Raw genomic sequence first — 17999 nt, 5'->3', positions numbered from 1 at the left:
TTGAATTGCATTGTTTTGTTGCCCAGGAGAAACCCTTTGTAGAGAGTTGGTGGGAAATGGCTTATCTGGCCGATATGTCACTCTTTCCTGTCAAACGTGCCGGAAGTTAAAGAAGCATCGAGAAGTGGAACTAAATCTTACCAGTGTACGAAATGTAAGAGGCATGTAGATTTGCGGTAAGTTGTTGTGATATTAATCTGTTCGCGTCTTTCCATTTGGAGGGGCGCTTATTTTTTTACTCCACGCTATCCATTCAGTTGTTTTCGAAATATTGAACATTAAATAATACACTAACCCAATGTTTCAGTACCTAGATTTATTTCAATAATTATTCTAATAAAATTAATATTTTACAAGTTTTGAGAGACAGGCTTTATCTTGTCCCGTTTGTAGCAGTCAACAAGTTTGTCGAAAAAAAGTTGATATAATTATTTTTAATTTCTATATACTCATTATCGGGAACAAAACGTTCCAAATAATGAACATCGGAGGGGTGCACTTGTTTAAACGTAAGTGGTTAGCAGGATTAGGTGTATTAGGTTTAAGTCTTAGTATTTTAAGTCCAGCTTTTGCTGAGGATAGAGCTGGGGATATTATTACTAAGAATCAGAAGGTTGCATTCGCATCAGCAACTTCAACAGGGCTATCAACGACAAGCCTTTCCCCTAGTCTAACGCCAGAACAACTGGTTCAAAATCTGCTCGGTGGAGGAGTGACTGTCCAAAATGTAAGTTTTAATGGAGCTGCTACTGCGACAGGTACTTTTACCGGCGGTGATGGAATCATCGGGTTTAACGACGGGATTATTTTAAGTTCTGGAAACATCTCGAATGTGATTGGCCCAAATAATTTTGACGGGATTACTGCAGATAATGGCACTCCAGGCGATACTGATCTCAATTCTCTTATTCCCGGATACAGTACCCAAGATGCGACAGTCCTGGAATTTGACTTTATTCCAAACAATGATATTATCTCTTTCGAATATGTGTTTTCTTCAGATGAATATAACGAGTACGTTAATAGTGTTTATAATGATGTATTTGGTTTCTTCATTAACGGTGTAAATGCAGCGCTGATCCCGGGCACGACAATACCTGTATCCATTAACAATGTCAATGGCGGGTCACATTCTGAATTCTACCTCAATAATGATTTAACTGATGGCGGCGGTTCAATCAATACAGAAATGGATGGATTGACTAAAGTGCTGTTTGTGGAGGTACCAGTGAATAAAGGTGTAGTTAATCACATTAAAATGGCCATAGCTGATGCGGGAGATAGAATTTTGGATTCCAATGTATTTATTAAAGCTGGAAGTTTCAAGGATGAACCAATATCCAATCTTCCGCCAGTTATCGGAGCTGACAACTCTGATGTTGTGGTTAATGAAGGGCAAACAGCAATTAATACCGGTACTTGGTCTGATGCAGATGCTGATGATACAGTCAATTTAAGTGCAGCACCGGGATCTGTAACATCAAATTCAAACGGTACTTGGAATTGGTCTTTTAATACAACTGACGATCTAAATCAACCGGTAACAATCACAGCCGATGATGGTACTGTCAGTACATCTGCTTCCTTTAATTTGATTGTGAACAATGTGGCTCCAAAAGTAGATCCGATATCGGTTCCTCTTGACCCGGTACCTGTTAACACCTCCATTACTGCTTCTGCTTCTTTTACAGACCCGGGTATTCTCGATACACACAATGCAGAATGGAACTGGGGAGATGGTACCACTACATCGGGTACGGTTAAAGAATCTAATGGTTCTGGCTCAGTTAACGATCAACATACCTATGCAACACCCGGAATTTACAAAGTTCAATTGAAAGTGACCGATGACGACGGCGGTTCAGCCTCAGTTATTGCAGTACAATATGTTGTCGTTTACGACCCAAGTGCTGGATTTGTAACTGGTGGCGGATGGATCAACTCTCCGATTGGAGCTTATACTGCCGATCCATCGATGACAGGAAAAGCCAACTTTGGCTTTGTATCGAAATACAAAAAAGGTGCGACATCCCCTGATGGTCAAACCGAATTCCAGTTTAAGGCTGGTAATTTGAACTTCCATAGCAGCAGTTATGATTGGTTGGTCATTGCAGGGGCAAAAGCACAATATAAAGGTAAAGGTACAATCAACGGATCTGGTGATTACGGCTTTATGCTTTCCGCGGTCGATGGAAAGTTAAGTGGTGACGGCAAGGATAAATTTAGGATTAAAATCTGGAATAGAACCACCAATGAAGTTGTCTATGACAACCAAATCGGAGCAGGCGATGATGCAAATCCAACAACTTCCCTTGAGTCTGGTAGCATAGTTATTCATAAATAAATTCGAACTTTAGATAAAGCAGTATCATAATAATGGCAAGGGGCTGACGCTTTAGTCAGCCTCTTATGTTTTCACTATCTTAGCCATCCTCTTTTAATAATTCCAACCACCAGCACCCATGTGTTGCCATATCCGCTCTGGATAAGTTGTTGGTATGGCAATCGTTATAAATCCAGCTATCATTAGTTCGTTCCTCCTCTTTTATATAAGGTGGTTTTGTTTTAAAGTTTGTCCTCTTTTTTGTCCTCCTGTCATTTTTTTTTTAGCAACCATTAAAAGTAACCTTGGATAAACAGTGATAAAATTCGCCATGTTTAAGATCATTTTTCCCTATTTTATAACCAAAAGAATGGGCGGCATGATGTAATAAGGAAAAAACTCTGCAACATCTGCGCTTTAGAATCAATAGTATGAAAAGGTCTTTCATCAACCGATGGAGGGTCTTTTCTGTATAAAAAAACCAACAGACTTAAAGTCTGTTGGCATTTTACTAATCCCTATTCCCATTCAATGGTCATAGTATTAGCTTCTAAATGCATATTTACTTTGACCGAGCCTGCTGTGACAGACTCCTTTTTGCTTATAGTTTGATCGACCAAATCCGTTAATGTTTCTTTATCCATCGGACAACCGATAGCCAGGGCGGAGTCGACGATCAAATTGGCATACTTGCTGTCAGCTCTTCCTGTAATATGGTTCAAAGGAAAGTCTGCTCCTTTGGCAGGTAAGCTGGAGTAATACCAAAGTGCATCCACCCCATCCTTGTAAATAGCTAACCAGAGCGAATCACTGAGTTGGCCTTCCCTCCAGGGGGAATTGCAGTCGATATTTATTGTTGCCCCATTTTCGGCAGCTACTTGTTTAAGACCACTGGGAACCCCTTAATAAACCTCTATTAATATTCAACAATAAACTCCTTTGTAGACCTTCGCTGTTCCTAGGGCAGGCAAGCCAGCTTCATAGGCGACTGGCAGAAGAACAGCTCCGATGAGGGCAACGGCAGGGGATGGCCAGAAGAACCAGGATATGACCATCATCAGAATCCCAATGGTCCAATAAGCAAGGGTTGGGTTGCGAATTAATTTTCTAAAAGGTGAAATCATGACAGCATTAATACCTGTCGAGGTTAAGGTGTTACTCATCGCAACAATAATGGAAATAACGAGAATAGTAGACAATAATTCTGTAATAGCATAACTAAAACTGTTGAAAATACTGCTAATGGAATGACTTATACTGCCAGTGGCAGTAATGGCGATTATGAAGATCCCAGCAATACAAACAATGGTTGTATCCCTTCTCATCACCATGAATCCGATAATTAGTGCAATAAAGACTACATAAATCCAATGGAGAGCGGTAAGCTCAACAATCATTTAATTACCCCCCTTCTTTTTATCCACTGGGCTAATGCCCTGTTGGATGTAATACAGAATATGAAAAACACCCAAAGTGGTGAAAGGGGTTTAAAAAAAATCTATCTTATGATTTAAACAATTTTTTTAACGTAAAAAACGACTTTTTTTTGACAGATATGCTCGTTATCTATACAGAAATAGGTTTAATAGATATAGTGGATACAGTCTATATATTAGAAAGTTTTTAAATTCCTCCGTTATATATTAAAATGGAAAACAGACATGTCTTTGAAAGGTGGACTTTTTTTTATGACCAGACCGATTAATGAAACATTTTTAAAAGCTGCAAAGGGGGAGAAAACCGACTACGTTCCAGTTTGGTATATGCGGCAGGCAGGGAGATCGCAGCCAGAATATCGAGAAATAAAAGAAAAGTATTCGCTATTTGAAATTACCCATCAGCCAGAGCTTTGTGCGTATGTAACACGTTTGCCGGTTGAGCAATATAACGTCGATGCAGCAATTCTATATAAAGATATCATGACACCTCTTCCGGCGATAGGAATGCAGGTAGAAATTAAGGGGGGAATTGGACCAGTTATTGACAATCCAATCCGTTCCTTAGCCGATGTAGAAAAACTAGGCGAAATAAATCCTGAGGAAGACGTTCCCTATGTGCTCGAAACCATCAAATTATTGACTACTGAACAATTATCCGTGCCGTTAATTGGTTTTTCCGGTGCGCCATTCACCCTAGCCAGCTATATGATTGAAGGCGGCCCATCGAAAAACTATAACAAAACAAAAGCATTTATGTACACGGAGCCAAAAGCTTGGTTTGCGTTAATGGATAAGTTAGCTGATATGACCATAACATATGTGAAGTCGCAAATAAAAGCGGGTGCAAAAGCAATCCAAATATTCGATTCATGGGTAGGTGCCCTGAATGTAGAGGATTACCGTTACTTCATCAAACCGGTAATGAACAGAATCTTTACTTCTTTAAAAGAAGAAAATGTTCCATTAATCATGTTTGGTGTCGGGGCAAGTCATTTGGCATTAGAATGGAATGATCTTCCTCTCGATGTTGTTGGTTTAGATTGGCGCTTGCCGATCGGGCAGGCTAGAGAGCTGGGTATCCAGAAAACTGTACAAGGAAATCTTGACCCTGCGATTTTGCTGGCTCCATGGGAAGTCATTGAGGAAAGAGCTAAAGCAATCGTAGACCAAGGTATGGCTCAGAATGGATATATCTTTAATTTAGGACATGGAGTTTTCCCTTCTGTTAACCCGGAAACATTGAAAAAATTAACTTCATTTATCCATGAGTATTCAGCATCAAAATTAGGTCTATAGGTCTCACAGTTAAGTGTTAAAATTGGTAAGGCGTCCAATTTTTTGGCACAATAAAGTGATACCTCCATCACCGGAGAAAGTGAAAAAGACTTTAAAATGAGGTGCGAACATGACAAAAAAGAAAATGGGTTTGCTCGTAATGGCATACGGTACCCCATATAAATTAGATGATTTAGAGAGATATTATACCCATATTCGACATGGCCGGAAACCAACCGATGCAATGATTGAAGACCTTCGCAATCGGTATGAAGCAATTGGAGGGATCTCTCCATTAGCAAAAATAACTCTAGAACAAGCGGAGAAACTTGAAGCGCATTTAAATAAAATCCAGGATGAAATCGAATTTAAAATGTATCTCGGATTAAAGCATATTGATCCATTTATTGAGGATGCTGTCAAACTAATGCATAAGGATGGGATTGAAGAGGCGGTTAGTATGGTCCTTGCCCCGCATTTTTCAACCTTCAGTGTGAAATCATACAATGGACGTGCCGTTGAGGAAGCAGCAAAATTGGGAAACCTTAAAATTAAAACAATAGAAAGCTGGTACCAGGAACCCAAATTTATCGACTATTGGGCAGATAAGATAACAAAAGTATTTGAATCCATGCCCGAGGAAGAAAAAGATGAAGCGATACTAATCGTTTCTGCACACAGTCTGCCAGAGAAAATTTTGCAATTTGGTGACCCATATCCAAAACAACTGCAAGAAACAGCGGATTTAATTGCGAAACGTGCTGGAGTAAAAAATTATGTGATTGGCTGGCAAAGTGCCGGAAATACCCCGGAACCATGGCTGGGGCCTGATGTCCAGGATTTAACAAGGGAATTATTTAATGAGCATCAATATAAAGCATTCGTATTTGCTCCTGTCGGGTTTGTGTGTGATCACCTTGAGGTGCTTTACGATAACGATATCGAATGCAAAGCAGTTACTGACGAATTAGGAGTCAGCTACTATCGTGCTGAAATGCCAAATTCTAAAGAAGAGTTTATTGATGCTGTTTCCAGCGTCGTCCTTAAAGAATTGGAGCGGTAAGATAGGAAATATAATGGAAGAAGGTGAGGTCCGTGGAGGAAGAAAAACAAAAGGTTGTCATTATCGGGGGAGGAATAGCGGGGCTTACGTCAGCATTTTACCTTCAAAAAGCAGCTAAGGAGCTTACACTTCCTATCGAAATTAAACTAGTTGAAGCATCCCACCGTCTCGGAGGTAAGATGCAAACGGTTGTCAGAGATGGATTTACGATTGAAAGAGGTCCAGATTCCTTTTTAGCAAGAAAGACCAGTATGGTAAGGCTGGCAAAAGAAGTGGGGATGGATGATCAATTAGTTCATAATTCCACAGGAAAATCCTATGTTTTAGTCAACGAAAAGCTTCATTCCATGCCGGGAGGTTCAATTATGGGAATCCCAACAGAAATTGGACCTTTTATCACATCCGGTTTATTTTCTCTTCCTGGCAAATTAAGAGCTGCAGCTGATTTTGTTCTCCCTCGGTCTGAAAGCGGGAAAGACCAATCTTTAGGAGAGTTTTTTAGAAGAAGGCTCGGTGATGAGGTGGTTGAGAATTTAATTGAGCCATTATTATCGGGTATATACGCCGGCGATATTGATCAATTAAGCTTAATGTCAACTTTTCCACAATTTTATGAAGTAGAGCAAAAATACAGAAGCCTAATCCTGGGGATGAAAAAATCAACTCCCGCTCAACAAAAAAAGCCTGTAAGTACAGAAAAAACAAAAGGGGCATTTTTAACTTTTGTCAGCGGTCTTCAATCGTTTGCTGAAGCGATTGAAGCGAAATTAGACCCTTCTTCAATTTTAAAAGGGCATCGTGTTGATAAAATCACGAAAACTGACAATGAATATGAAATTTATTTAAATAATGGGGAAACCATGTATGCAGATAGCATTATTGCGGCCACACCTCACCAAGTAACGCAAATGATGTTTTCACAATATAACTTTTTTGATCCTTTTAAATCAGTGCCTTCCACATCGGTTGCAACTGTAGCTCTGGCCTTTCCGGAAGAGGCTGTTAAGCAGGATATCGATGGAACAGGGTTTGTTGTTTCAAGAAATGGTGACTATTCTATAACAGCCTGCACGTGGACCCATAAAAAATGGGCCCATTCCACTCCGAAAGGAAAAGTACTGCTCCGTTGTTACGTAGGCAGAGCAGGGGACGAAACAATTGTTGACCTTTCAGATGACCAAATTACTAAGATTGTTCTTGACGATTTAAATAAGACGATGAAGATAACGATGAAGCCCGACTTCGCGATTGTTTCCCGTTGGAAAGACTCAATGCCGCAATACACTGTCGGCCATAAACAGCGCCTTGAAACCATTCTTGCTCATGTGAAAGAAGAGCTTCCAGGAGTATTTTTGGCAGGTGCATCCTATGGCGGTGTAGGAGTTCCGGATTGCATAGACCAAGGAGAAGCCGCAGTAAAATCCGTTTTGGATTATGTAAAATGGAAGGGATTATCTAAGGAAGCTGTTCATTGATAACAGCTTTCTTTTTTACATTTTTCTACCAATGACGTATTCAGTTCAAGGCTTTAAGGCTGTGATTTCAAGTGGTGACTATAGCTTCATGTGGCAAAATTTCATGATTTGGTGAGCTTCTTATTTGTATTCACACTTGGAACAATTGGTTATTTCACCATGAGACATAAATCTCAATACAAAAACATCGTCAGTGAATAAGGTCTGATTTAGACCAGCCGAATCTATGATCCGGTTGGTTTTTCTGTTTATGAAAGGTTGGTGTATAGTATAGTTAATCAGTTTAATTTGATGGAGGAGTTCGTAATGAAACTAACAGTAATTGGATATTGGGGCGGTTATCCGAAGACGAATGGGGCAAGCTCTGGATATTTACTTGAACACGAAGGTTTTCATTTATTAATCGATTGTGGAAGCGGTGTTCTCGCAAAATTGCAAAATGTTTTAGAGCCGGAAGACCTTAATGCGGTCATCATTTCTCATTACCATCCTGACCATACAGCGGATATCGGTGTTCTGCAGCATGCCAGATTAATTCAAGGTTTCTTAGGCAAAGATTTTCCAACCCTTCCGATATACGGACACCATTATGATCAATATGAATTTACCAAGCTTACCTATAAAAACATAACAAAAGGGATCCCATATGATCCAGCTGAAAGTCTTGCAGTTGGACCCTTCCAAATCTCCTTTTTAAAGACCGAACATCCGGCCCCATGCTATGCGATGAGAATAGAGGCAGCCGGAAAGGTAATTGTTTACACGGCGGACAGTGCTTTTAAAGAAGAGTTTATTCAATTTAGCCAAAGTGCCGATGTTTTATTGTGTGAGTGTAATTTTTATGGCCATCAAAATGGAAAGTCAGCCGGACATATGAATAGTCTAGAGGCTGGCAGCCTCGCGGCCAATGCCGGTGTTAAGCAATTAATACTTACACACCTGCCGCATTACGGAAAATTATCTGAATTACTTAGGGAAGCATCTGGTGAATTTGCTGGTATAATTAAACTTGCAGAAGAATTCCAAACTATTTCACTATAAGGGGGCCCCTTCTTGTATGTTATTTATCGATAATAAAGGTATCACAGATCCACGCATTAATCTTGCAATTGAAGAGTATGCGCTGAAAAATCTTGATATCAATGAGACATACCTACTATTTTACATAAATGAACCCTCCATCATTATTGGAAAGAATCAAAACACCATTGAAGAAATTAATACCGAGTATGTTGAGGGTAATGGTATTCATGTTGTACGACGTTTATCGGGCGGCGGTGCAGTGTACCATGATCTTGGAAACTTGAATTTTAGTTTTATAACGAAGGATGATGGGGAAAGCTTTCATAATTTCCGTAAATTTACCGAGCCTGTTATAAAGGCACTGCAAAAATTAGGGGTAAATGCGGAGCTAAGCGGCAGAAATGATATTGAAGTCCAAGGCAGAAAGATTTCTGGAAATGCACAATTTTCAACAAAGGGCAGGATGTTCAGTCATGGAACACTATTATTTGATTCAGAAATGGACCATGTCGTCTCTGCTCTGAAGGTGAAGAAAGATAAGATTGAATCAAAGGGAATTAAATCTGTCCGCAGCCGTGTGGCCAATATATCTGAATATCTAACTGAAAAAATTACGATTGAGGAATTTCGCTCCTTGATTCTAAAATATATTTTTGAAGGAAAAGGCGAAATTTCCGAATATGTGCTTACTGTAGAGGATTGGGAGAAAATTCACCAGCTTTCTAGGGAACGCTACCAAAATTGGGAATGGAACTACGGGAAATCGCCAAAATTCAACCTGCAGCATTCCCACCGCTTTCCTGTGGGTTCCATCGATGTCCGTTTGGAAGTCAATAAAGGAACGATTGAAAATTGCAAAATCTATGGTGACTTTTTTGGTGTTGGTGATGTTAGTGAGCTAGAAAACAAGTTAAAAGGTGTTAGATATGAAAAAGGTGAAATCGATAAAGTTCTCATAGATATCGATACTACCTACTATTTTGGCAAAATTTCAAAAGATGAATTTATCAATTTGATTTATTAAGAATGAAACGCGATGGTTTTAGCATCGCGTTTTTATATTTTTCTGCATGTTATACTTGAATACATAAAATTCTTTAAATATAATATATTTAGAAAATTTTTACGATTAAATGAATGAGTGCTCATTCAATAAAAGGGGAGAATTATGGATCTATCATCACAGCTTCTTCAAACAGCTAAGGCCTATGCGAAAAAAACAGCCTATTATTTTATGGGCCAGTCCAGTACCTATGCCGAATTGGATGGTGCGATTACTAAGTTTGCATCTGGGTTAGAAAAATTGGGGGTCAAGCAAGGGGATCATATTGCTTTATTGTTGGGGAATTCTCCGCATTTTGTCATCAGCTTATATGGGGCATTACGTCTGGGGGCAACCGTTATTCCCGTTAATCCAATTTATACAGCGGAGGAAATTGGCTATATCTTAAATAATGGCGATGTTAAAGCAGTTGTAGCCCTTGACTTAGCGATTCCTTTGGCCGAAAAAGTGCATACCCTGATGCCAAAAGTTGAACATTACGTATTTTGTGAAACGAAGCCAAATGGTATGGTTCAGTCAGAATTGGAAAATCTATCGGTGTTCTCAAAATTGAAATCGTTTACAGATGTAGTGGCGCTCGGTGATTTTAGTTTTAAAGGGCCTGAGCTGGATGAAGATGATACAGCCATCATTCTCTATACTTCAGGAACAACAGGGAAACCAAAGGGAGCCATGCTGACCCATAAGAATTTATATAGCAATGCTAAGGATGTTGGAGAATATTTAAAAATGAACAACGATGACCGGATTATCACAACTCTGCCAATGTTCCATGTTTTTTGCTTAACAGTAGCCTTGAATGCACCATTATTGAGCGGTGCGACATTGTTGATTGCCCCAAGGTTCAGCCCTAAGGAAGTCTTTGGACTTGCAAAAGAATATGAAGCAACTGTTTTGGCAGGCGTCCCAACCATGTATAATTTCCTTTATCAATTTCCAGAGGGGAATCCAGAAGATTTAAAAACATTACGTTTATGCATTTCTGGTGGTGCATCACTTCCAGATGCCCTTTTAAAGAATTTTGAGCAGAAATTTAATGTTTTAGTTTCTGAAGGATACGGCTTATCTGAGGCCTCCCCAGTAACATGCTTTAACCCACTTGATCGTCCACGGAAGCCTAGTTCGATTGGAACTACTATTGTTAATGTAGAAAACAAAGTGGTGAACGAGCTGGGGGAAGAAGTGCCTTTTGGAGAGGCTGGGGAGTTAATCGTTCGTGGTCCAAATGTGATGAAAGGCTATTATAAAATGCCTGAGGAAACTGCAGCTACAATTAAGGATGGGTGGCTTTATACTGGCGATATAGCTAGAAGGGATGAAGATGGCTATTTTTATATTGTCGATCGAAAAAAAGATTTAATTATCGTTGGCGGATATAATGTTTATCCGCGTGAGGTAGAGGAAGTCATCTACAATCACAAAGATGTTGTAGAAGTGGCGGTTCTTGGTGTTCCTGATCCTAATCAAGGAGAAACCCTAAAAGCTTTTGTTGTTAGTAAAAATCCTGAGCTGACAGCTGAACGATTACTTGAGTATTGTATAGAACACCTGGCTAAATATAAAGTTCCATCATTAATTGAATTTTTAGATGAGCTTCCAAAGAATACGACCGGGAAAATATTAAGACGTGCATTAAAAACACAACTAACGGAAACGGCAGTAAAATAATATATTTTTTTTAAATAAGGCAGGCTTTTGGCTTGCCTTTTTCGAATTTTTAAAGAGGATTAAAAAGGGGTGGAAATCATGGAGCAAATTTTAGTAAATTTAGAGAATCATATTGCAGTTGTTACGATTAATCGTGCAGAATCACTAAATGCTTTTAATTATGAAACTTTACTTGAGCTGCAAAGGAAGGTAGAAGACATTCGTATTAATCAAGAAATCCGCGCTGTTATTTTTAGTGGAGCGGGTGAAAAAGCCTTTAGTGTGGGGGCTGATTTAAAAGAGAGAAAAAACCTTACCGATGAACAAGTGAAACGAAATTTATACAAAATTAATGAGGTATTTAATGCAATTGATCAACTGCCGCAGCCGACTGTAGCTGCTATTAACGGCTTTGCCTTTGGCGGCGGAATGGAACTCGCCCTTGCCTGCGATTTTCGCATTGCTGCAAATGTTGCAGTAATGGGATTAACTGAGACAAGTCTTGGGATTATACCCGGTGCAGGAGGGACTCAGCGCCTGCCAAGATTAATCGGCCAAGACAAAGCGTTAGAGCTTATTTTAACCGCACGCAGGCTTACTGCTGACGAGGCGTTTAGTTACGGGATTTTGACAAAGGTTGTTGATCGTAAACAGCTCCTCTCAGAAAGTATCGCTTTTTGTTCCGGGCTGCTTGCAAATGGCCCAGTAGCTTTACAGCAAGCGAAATTTGCTATCAAAAATGGAATGAATACTGATTTAACCACTGGTCTGCAAATCGAGCGAAAAGCCTATGAGGTGACGCTTCCTACTGAAGATCGGATTGAAGCTTTGCAGGCCTTCGCTGAGAAAAGAAAACCAGTATTTAAAGGGAAATGAACATGGCTGCCCGCCATGTTTTTTTATGAATTATTGTGGACAAAGAAAGCCTCAAACTAAGGTCACGAGTCCACAATAAGGGTTATAGAGGACTCGAAAAGCCCCAAACCAAGGTCACGAGTCCACAATAAGGGCGATTGAGGACGGGGCAAGCTCCAAACCAAAGTACCGAGTCCGCAATAAGGGCTATAGAGGACACGACAAGTCTCAAACCAAGGTCACGAGTCCGCGTGACCGCTTTTTTATTTCATTCTATCTGAAAATTTGCTAAAATTTATTCTTAATTGTGTATATGAAACAAGGGGGGAATAAGGTTGTCAGAATTGGCATTAGAAAAAGAGTCATCAGAATTTAAAAAAGGATTGCAAGCAGGAATAAGCATCGGGATTGGCTATTTTCCGATTGCACTGACTTTTGGTCTCCTCGCAAAAACTTCGGGGCTTTCAATTTATGAAACAATATTAATGAGTCTTATTGTGTTTGCCGGCGCATCGCAATATATTTCATTAAGTTTAATTGCCTACGGGACAGGGATTTTTGAGATTATCTTAACAACTTTCATCGTAAACATTCGTCATTTTTTAATGAGTACATCCTTAAATGAAAAATGTGAAGAAGACCATTTAATTAATAAGGTAATCTATTCTTTCGGCATAACGGATGAAACCTTTTCTGTCGTGGCCACTAAAGAGGGCACTGCATCTACAGGCTTTCTATTTGGGGTTATATCGGTTTCCTATACAAGCTGGGTTGTTTTTTCTGGCCTAGGTCATTTGATTGGAGCAAACCTTCCTCAAACCTTGCAAGAAAGTATGGCAGTGGCTTTGTATGCGATGTTTATTGGTCTTTTGGTTCCTTCGATGAAAAATAACGTTAAAGTTATTTTTTTGGCGGTCTTCGGGGCCATTTTTAATTCTATTTTTACTATTGGCCACATTATGGCACAAGGGTGGGCTATTGTGACGGCAACCCTTTTATCCGCCATAATAATTGAGTCAGCAGAAGTCATCAAAGCTAAATACAGAGGTGCTGGACATGAGAAGTGAAATCATTTGGATGATTATCGGAATGGGAATGGTTACCTATATTCCCCGCATGCTGCCCTTCGTTCTCTTTAAGGGGAAAGAGCTTCCCCCTTATATTCAAGGGGTATTAAAAAATGTGCCGTATGCAACACTAGGTGCATTAATTTTCCCTGCGATTATTTTTATTCAAAAAGATGATATTTGGTATGGTATTTTAGGTGCTGCCGCCGCCTTTATTGCCGCTTTTTTAGGTGCTAATGTCATGTTTGTTGTGCTTGGTTCTATAGCAGTTCTTGCCATATATTCTTATCTATTGTAGCCAGTCTTTTGCTGGCTTTTTTTAATGTCCAGTTCTAAATCAACGATTTTTATCTACACTATGTATAGAGAGGTTGTACACAAAGGGGGACAAAATCATGGTCAGAAAAATGGGGTTCTATGCGGTTTTGGCCTTTTGCCTATATGGGTTGTTTTTTTATTGGTATTTATTCCATCTTGCCGACCCAAAGCTGCCATTTGAATATCAAGGAACTAAAGCGGATCCTGCAACTTTTTTAAATGGCAGAGAGCTTATGTTGAGCGAGGAGTATTCAAAGATAAGAAATTTATTATTTTTCCTATCAACGCCTTTTGAATGGCTATTCTATTTTCTAATTTTATTATTTGGCTTTTCTAAGGCCTTTAAGCGGTGGGGAGAAAACTCTGCTAAGTACAAATTCTTGCAAACTCCCATCTATTTGATTTGGTTATCATTTTTTGCCTTCCTGGCCACTTTACCTTTGAATTATATAAGTTATTCTTTATCCAAAACCTATCATATTTCTACCCAGACCTTCCCATCATGGATGAAGGATGAACTAATTGACTTTTGGCTTAATTACGGAACATGGTTGATTATTGTGCCGGTTTTATACTGGCTGATGAAAAAAAGCCAAAAGCGCTGGTGGCTTTATGGCTGGCTGTTATCCATACCTTTTACCTTATTTATGATGTTCCTGCAGCCAGTTGTCATTGATCCGCTCTACAATGATTTTTATCCTTTAAAAAATAAAGAATTAGAAACGAAAATATTAGCACTCGCTGATAAGGCTCACATTCCTGCCCAACATGTGTTTGAAGTGAATATGGCGGATAAAACGAACTCATTAAATGCCTATGTTACGGGGATTGGCTCAAACGCAAGGATTGTTCTCTGGGATACGACTCTAAATAAGCTGACAGACGACCAAATCTTATTTATTATGGCACATGAAATGTGTCATTATGTTGAAAAGCATATTTATTGGGGGATAGCAGGGTACTTATTAATTTCACTATTGGGTTTATATCTGACCTATAGATTTATGAATTGGATAGTTAATCGCTGGGGAAAAGAATTGAAAATCTCAGATGTCAGAGATATAAGGTCTCTCCCGTTATTTTTTATGATCATTTCCATGCTGTTATTTGCAGCAAGTCCGCTGACAAATTTGGCTTCACGGTATCAGGAAACACGGGCAGATCGGTATGCTATTGAGATGACCAAAAACCCTGAAGCTGCCATTACTTCCTTTCAGGAATTGACCCGATCAGGTTTAAGCCAAGTAAACCCTCCGTTCTTTGTGAAAATTTTTAGATATACCCATCCTTCCATGCTTGACCGGATTTCAATGCTGGAAGAATATCAAATAAAGCATGAAAAGTAACAGTGTAAAATACAGGCTGATGACGAACACTTTGTCATCAGCCTATTTATGTTAATTTAGGCAAATAAATAGATATTTTCACTAGACAAGCTTTTTAATCCTTTCATCTAATATAGAAACGGAACGAAAGGGGGTGCTAATAGTGAATAATCAACCAGACATTGTGTTCATTATTTGGGAAAGAAACGCTGATGACAGAAGAGCCCCTCGCAGAATTGTCCAAGCAACGGTTTTCGGCAGTGCTAATCCGTGTCGGAATCTTTTAGACCGTAACGATCGTTTTTCACGCGCTCAAAGATGCTTATTAGAAAACGGCTTTGTGAGAGAATTCCAAGAAGTATTTGGAAATTTCGGAGTTTCCGTATTTGTTCGTAGATCATAAAATGTTATACAATCAAAAAAATGCCAGCCTGTCACGTTAGCTGAGAGGCTGGCACTTTTTATTAACCCGATAGTCTAAGTTCCAAATCGTTTATTAATTTCTTTAAGCTGTCCTGAGAGATGGAGGAATGACTTTTTGTCCCGATGATCAATAGCAAAGTCGATTTTTCGTAATAATTTTTCCTTTTCAACTGTTAGCTGGATTTCTGATAAGAGCATATCAATGTATAAATCCTGGACGAAATTTTCCTTCAGCCGATTTCGTTTCATGGCACCAAGTTTCATTAATTCCGTGTATGATTTTTCACTCATGAAAATCACCTCTGATGCTTTTTTTTATTATATGGGTTTTTTTGAATAATATCATTAAATTATTTTAATTTTCAGAAACATTTTTACTTGACACAATAAATTGTGAATAATTAATAACAATTCAGAAAAGTAGAGGAATTGGAAAAATAAAAATGATAAGATATGGTGGAATTAGGAGTATGAAAAGGAGTGGAATGGATTGAAAGAGCAGCAAATTGAAGAATATGAGATTAATTCATGCACCATGTTTTTGAAGCCTGTTGTTTATGGAAGTAAAATTTATTCCCAGATTTATGAAGTCGAGGATCGTTTCTTGTCTCCGTTTAAACCATTAGATATTATAAAAAATAGCTGTGATTACTTTGGCGTTGATTACGAAAGCCGGAAAAGGGGAACGCGAAAATTAACTGGTTATAATCGCAAAAACCCAATTGCTATTGAACCGGCCAATCACATTTTCTTTTTCCCAACTGCATCACCTAGCAGTCCTGAATGTATTTGGCTCTCACAGGAGCATATTAAAGACTACCGTCGAGCAGGGGCAAACCAAACGCTGATAACTTTCCATAATAAACAATCTTATCTTTTTCCTGTTTCATGCTCTACAATTGAAACTCAAATATTAAGAACGGCATTATTAAAATCAACCATTTTACAAAGAATTGACCATAAGGGGAGAAAGTTAACTTACTTGCTGCACGTTCCCAAGTCGTTACAAGCCTCAGAAAGTACCAATGAATATGCTGGTGAATTCTCGAAGGGCGAAGAGTAAACCGGTTCATTATTATCCTCTAACGGGACAGGTGTTTTTTTAATAAATATAGTTCCATTAATTCTTGAACTTTATTGCGAATTCTAGGATTAAAATAATTATGGTTTTCTTCATATCCTTTATAAATAAACATGAACATTGTAAAGGCATCGTCCCGTTTTGTTTCAATTACCTGAAGATTGTTCTTTTTCATATATTGTTTTACCTCAGAGAGTTCCCTCTGGATTTCTTTCATTGTTTCCTCAATTAAATTCAAATAAGGTTTTTTTAATTTGAAGGGGCTTTTTTCCACAACCTCTAAGTCCCGATTTAAGACGATTAAAACCATCGGTAAATAGATGGCTTTTTCCATGATGTCGCGATCATTCTCTGGAATCCTGGTCAATTACCACCACACCTTTCTACCTAAAGAGAACAAACGTTCTTATTTTATTTTACATAAAAGCTTCATTAAAAGCAATACTGCATTCCTTTTTAGAAAACTCGCTTAAAAGCGAGCTTTTTTATTGCAAATTTTCTCATTTTCGTGAGAAAGTTTTTATTAATAGAAGGATATCTGATAGGGGAAAATGAATTAAAGAAGAAACCTTGAAAAAGAAAATAAGGCTTTAGATAGATGAACAGAAAATACATGGACGAGATAGGTGATAACATTGAGGTCTGAAAAACATCAAAAAAAGAAAAAGAGAAGATGGACGTCCATTTTGCTTATATTCTTATTATTAATTGGCGGTGTGGCAGGATATGCTTATTATCAATTTAACCAAGGAGTTAATCAATCTTTAAAAAAAATAAATAAAGAACAGAAGGAAACGAAGGTTGTTTATACATTTGAAGGCAAGAAGGATCAGTATGGCGACACCAATATCTTATTGCTTGGAAGTGATGCACGGGGAAAAGAAAAAGCCAGGGCAGATACGATAATGATTGCTCATTATAACGAAGATAAAGGCACTTTTAAGCTTACCTCGATTATGCGTGACAGTTATGTGGAGATTCCGGACCATGGAAAGCATAAAATAAATTCTGCCTTTGCCCGTGGAGGTCCTGAATTAATGAGACAAACAATCAAACAAAATTTTGATATTGACTTGCAATATTATGCGATTGTTGATTTTCAAGGCTTTGTGCAGCTCATTGATGAAGCTTTCCCTAATGGGGTAGAAATTGATGTAGAGAAAAAAATGGAAAAGAATATTTACATGACCCTAGAACCTGGTCTGCAACGATTAAATGGCACACAGATGCTGGGGTATGTTCGATTTCGACATGATGCCATGGGGGATTTTGGACGAGTAGAGCGGCAGCAAAAGGCAGTAAAAGCGATTAGAGACCAATTAAGCGGATTCCAAACAATTACAAAACTCCCAAAACTAGTTGGAGTCGTTGCTCCGTACGTTAATACAAATATGAAAACTTCGGACATGATTTTTATGGCAAAAGATTTCTTTTCCGATAAAAGAGGAAATGTAGAGACATTAAGAATTCCTGTCGAAAATAGCTTTACGGAACCACGTATAGAAGGAGAGGGAGCGGTATTAGATATTGATATCGAAAAAAATAAAGAAGCGCTTCACCAATTTATTACAAAATAAGCCCCAAAAGACTAACTTAAATAATGGAAAAAGAATAAGGAGAAG

The 17999-nt window shown here is 38.6% G+C and carries 17 protein-coding genes and 1 pseudogene; 14 read left to right on the top strand and 4 right to left on the bottom strand.

What is annotated here, in order from left to right:
• Nucleotides 1–499 precede the first annotated feature (499 nt).
• Nucleotides 500–2344, top strand: a complete 1845-nt coding sequence (locus ACIFOT_RS12970; protein ID WP_430065071.1) for a choice-of-anchor L domain-containing protein — start codon at nt 500–502, stop codon at nt 2342–2344.
• Nucleotides 2345–2841: 497 nt separating this feature from the next.
• Here ACIFOT_RS12970 and ACIFOT_RS12965 read toward each other — a convergent pair whose 3' ends face one another.
• Together ACIFOT_RS12965 and ACIFOT_RS12960 are read right to left on the bottom strand one after the other, a co-directional pair.
• Nucleotides 2842–3045 carry a hypothetical protein gene (locus ACIFOT_RS12965; protein ID WP_430065069.1) on the bottom strand — a complete coding sequence of 68 codons (204 nt, stop codon included), beginning with the start codon at nt 3043–3045 and terminating at the stop codon, nt 2842–2844.
• A gap of 228 nt (nt 3046–3273) precedes the next feature.
• Nucleotides 3274–3720: pseudogene (locus ACIFOT_RS12960) on the bottom strand (hypothetical protein); the annotation flags it as partial.
• A 291-nt stretch (nt 3721–4011) separates the two neighbouring features.
• Between ACIFOT_RS12960 and hemE the strand changes: the two are divergent.
• The 11 genes from hemE to ACIFOT_RS12905 all read left to right on the top strand — a co-directional run bounded on the left by hemE (nt 4012) and on the right by ACIFOT_RS12905 (nt 15276).
• Nucleotides 4012–5058 (top strand): uroporphyrinogen decarboxylase, encoded by a 1047-nt coding sequence (hemE, locus tag ACIFOT_RS12955; protein ID WP_430065067.1) that lies wholly within the window; start codon nt 4012–4014, stop codon nt 5056–5058.
• A gap of 109 nt (nt 5059–5167) precedes the next feature.
• Nucleotides 5168–6100: a ferrochelatase gene (hemH, locus tag ACIFOT_RS12950; RefSeq protein WP_430065065.1), complete on the top strand. Its 933-nt coding sequence runs from the start codon at nt 5168–5170 to the stop codon at nt 6098–6100.
• A 32-nt stretch (nt 6101–6132) separates the two neighbouring features.
• Complete coding sequence (gene hemY, locus ACIFOT_RS12945; RefSeq protein ID WP_430065063.1) at nt 6133–7575, top strand: protoporphyrinogen oxidase; 1443 nt, start codon at nt 6133–6135, stop codon at nt 7573–7575.
• 306 nt (nt 7576–7881) lie between these two features.
• Nucleotides 7882–8616, top strand: a complete 735-nt coding sequence (locus ACIFOT_RS12940; RefSeq protein WP_430065061.1) for an MBL fold metallo-hydrolase — start codon at nt 7882–7884, stop codon at nt 8614–8616.
• Between the two features lie 16 nt (nt 8617–8632).
• Nucleotides 8633–9622 (top strand): lipoate--protein ligase, encoded by a 990-nt coding sequence (locus tag ACIFOT_RS12935; RefSeq protein WP_430065059.1) that lies wholly within the window; start codon nt 8633–8635, stop codon nt 9620–9622.
• 144 nt (nt 9623–9766) lie between these two features.
• The gene (locus ACIFOT_RS12930; RefSeq protein ID WP_430065057.1) at nt 9767–11329 is read left to right on the top strand and encodes a fatty acid--CoA ligase family protein; all 1563 of its coding nucleotides are present in this window, start codon (nt 9767–9769) and stop codon (nt 11327–11329) included.
• Between the two features lie 78 nt (nt 11330–11407).
• A complete protein-coding gene (locus tag ACIFOT_RS12925) occupies nt 11408–12184 on the top strand; it encodes an enoyl-CoA hydratase-related protein (RefSeq protein WP_430065055.1) in 777 nt (258 codons plus the stop codon).
• Between the two features lie 314 nt (nt 12185–12498).
• Nucleotides 12499–13230: an AzlC family ABC transporter permease gene (locus ACIFOT_RS12920; protein WP_430065053.1), complete on the top strand. Its 732-nt coding sequence runs from the start codon at nt 12499–12501 to the stop codon at nt 13228–13230.
• Nucleotides 13220–13528, top strand: coding sequence for an AzlD domain-containing protein (locus ACIFOT_RS12915; RefSeq protein ID WP_430065051.1), 309 nt, complete (start codon nt 13220–13222; stop codon nt 13526–13528). Before ACIFOT_RS12920 ends, ACIFOT_RS12915 begins: the two co-directional genes overlap by 11 nt.
• Before the next feature lie 97 nt (nt 13529–13625).
• Nucleotides 13626–14894 (top strand): M48 family metallopeptidase, encoded by a 1269-nt coding sequence (locus ACIFOT_RS12910; RefSeq protein ID WP_430065049.1) that lies wholly within the window; start codon nt 13626–13628, stop codon nt 14892–14894.
• 142 nt (nt 14895–15036) lie between these two features.
• Complete coding sequence (locus tag ACIFOT_RS12905) at nt 15037–15276, top strand: hypothetical protein (protein WP_430065047.1); 240 nt, start codon at nt 15037–15039, stop codon at nt 15274–15276.
• Nucleotides 15277–15350: 74 nt separating this feature from the next.
• Here ACIFOT_RS12905 and ACIFOT_RS12900 read toward each other — a convergent pair whose 3' ends face one another.
• Nucleotides 15351–15587 (bottom strand): IDEAL domain-containing protein, encoded by a 237-nt coding sequence (locus ACIFOT_RS12900; protein WP_430065045.1) that lies wholly within the window; start codon nt 15585–15587, stop codon nt 15351–15353.
• 199 nt (nt 15588–15786) lie between these two features.
• On the opposite strand from ACIFOT_RS12900, the gene ACIFOT_RS12895 reads away from it, so the two are divergent.
• Nucleotides 15787–16359 (top strand): competence protein ComK, encoded by a 573-nt coding sequence (locus ACIFOT_RS12895; RefSeq protein WP_430065043.1) that lies wholly within the window; start codon nt 15787–15789, stop codon nt 16357–16359.
• A 19-nt stretch (nt 16360–16378) separates the two neighbouring features.
• Here ACIFOT_RS12895 and ACIFOT_RS12890 read toward each other — a convergent pair whose 3' ends face one another.
• The gene (locus tag ACIFOT_RS12890; RefSeq protein ID WP_430065041.1) at nt 16379–16744 is read right to left on the bottom strand and encodes a hypothetical protein; all 366 of its coding nucleotides are present in this window, start codon (nt 16742–16744) and stop codon (nt 16379–16381) included.
• 268 nt (nt 16745–17012) lie between these two features.
• Here ACIFOT_RS12890 and ACIFOT_RS12885 point away from each other — a divergent pair, with 268 nt between their 5' ends.
• Nucleotides 17013–17954 carry an LCP family protein gene (locus ACIFOT_RS12885; protein WP_430065039.1) on the top strand — a complete coding sequence of 314 codons (942 nt, stop codon included), beginning with the start codon at nt 17013–17015 and terminating at the stop codon, nt 17952–17954.
• Nucleotides 17955–17999 lie beyond the last annotated feature (45 nt).

This window comes from Neobacillus sp. NRS-1170 (genome assembly GCF_050468025.1).
This window is presented reverse-complemented; position numbering and strand designations above follow the sequence as displayed.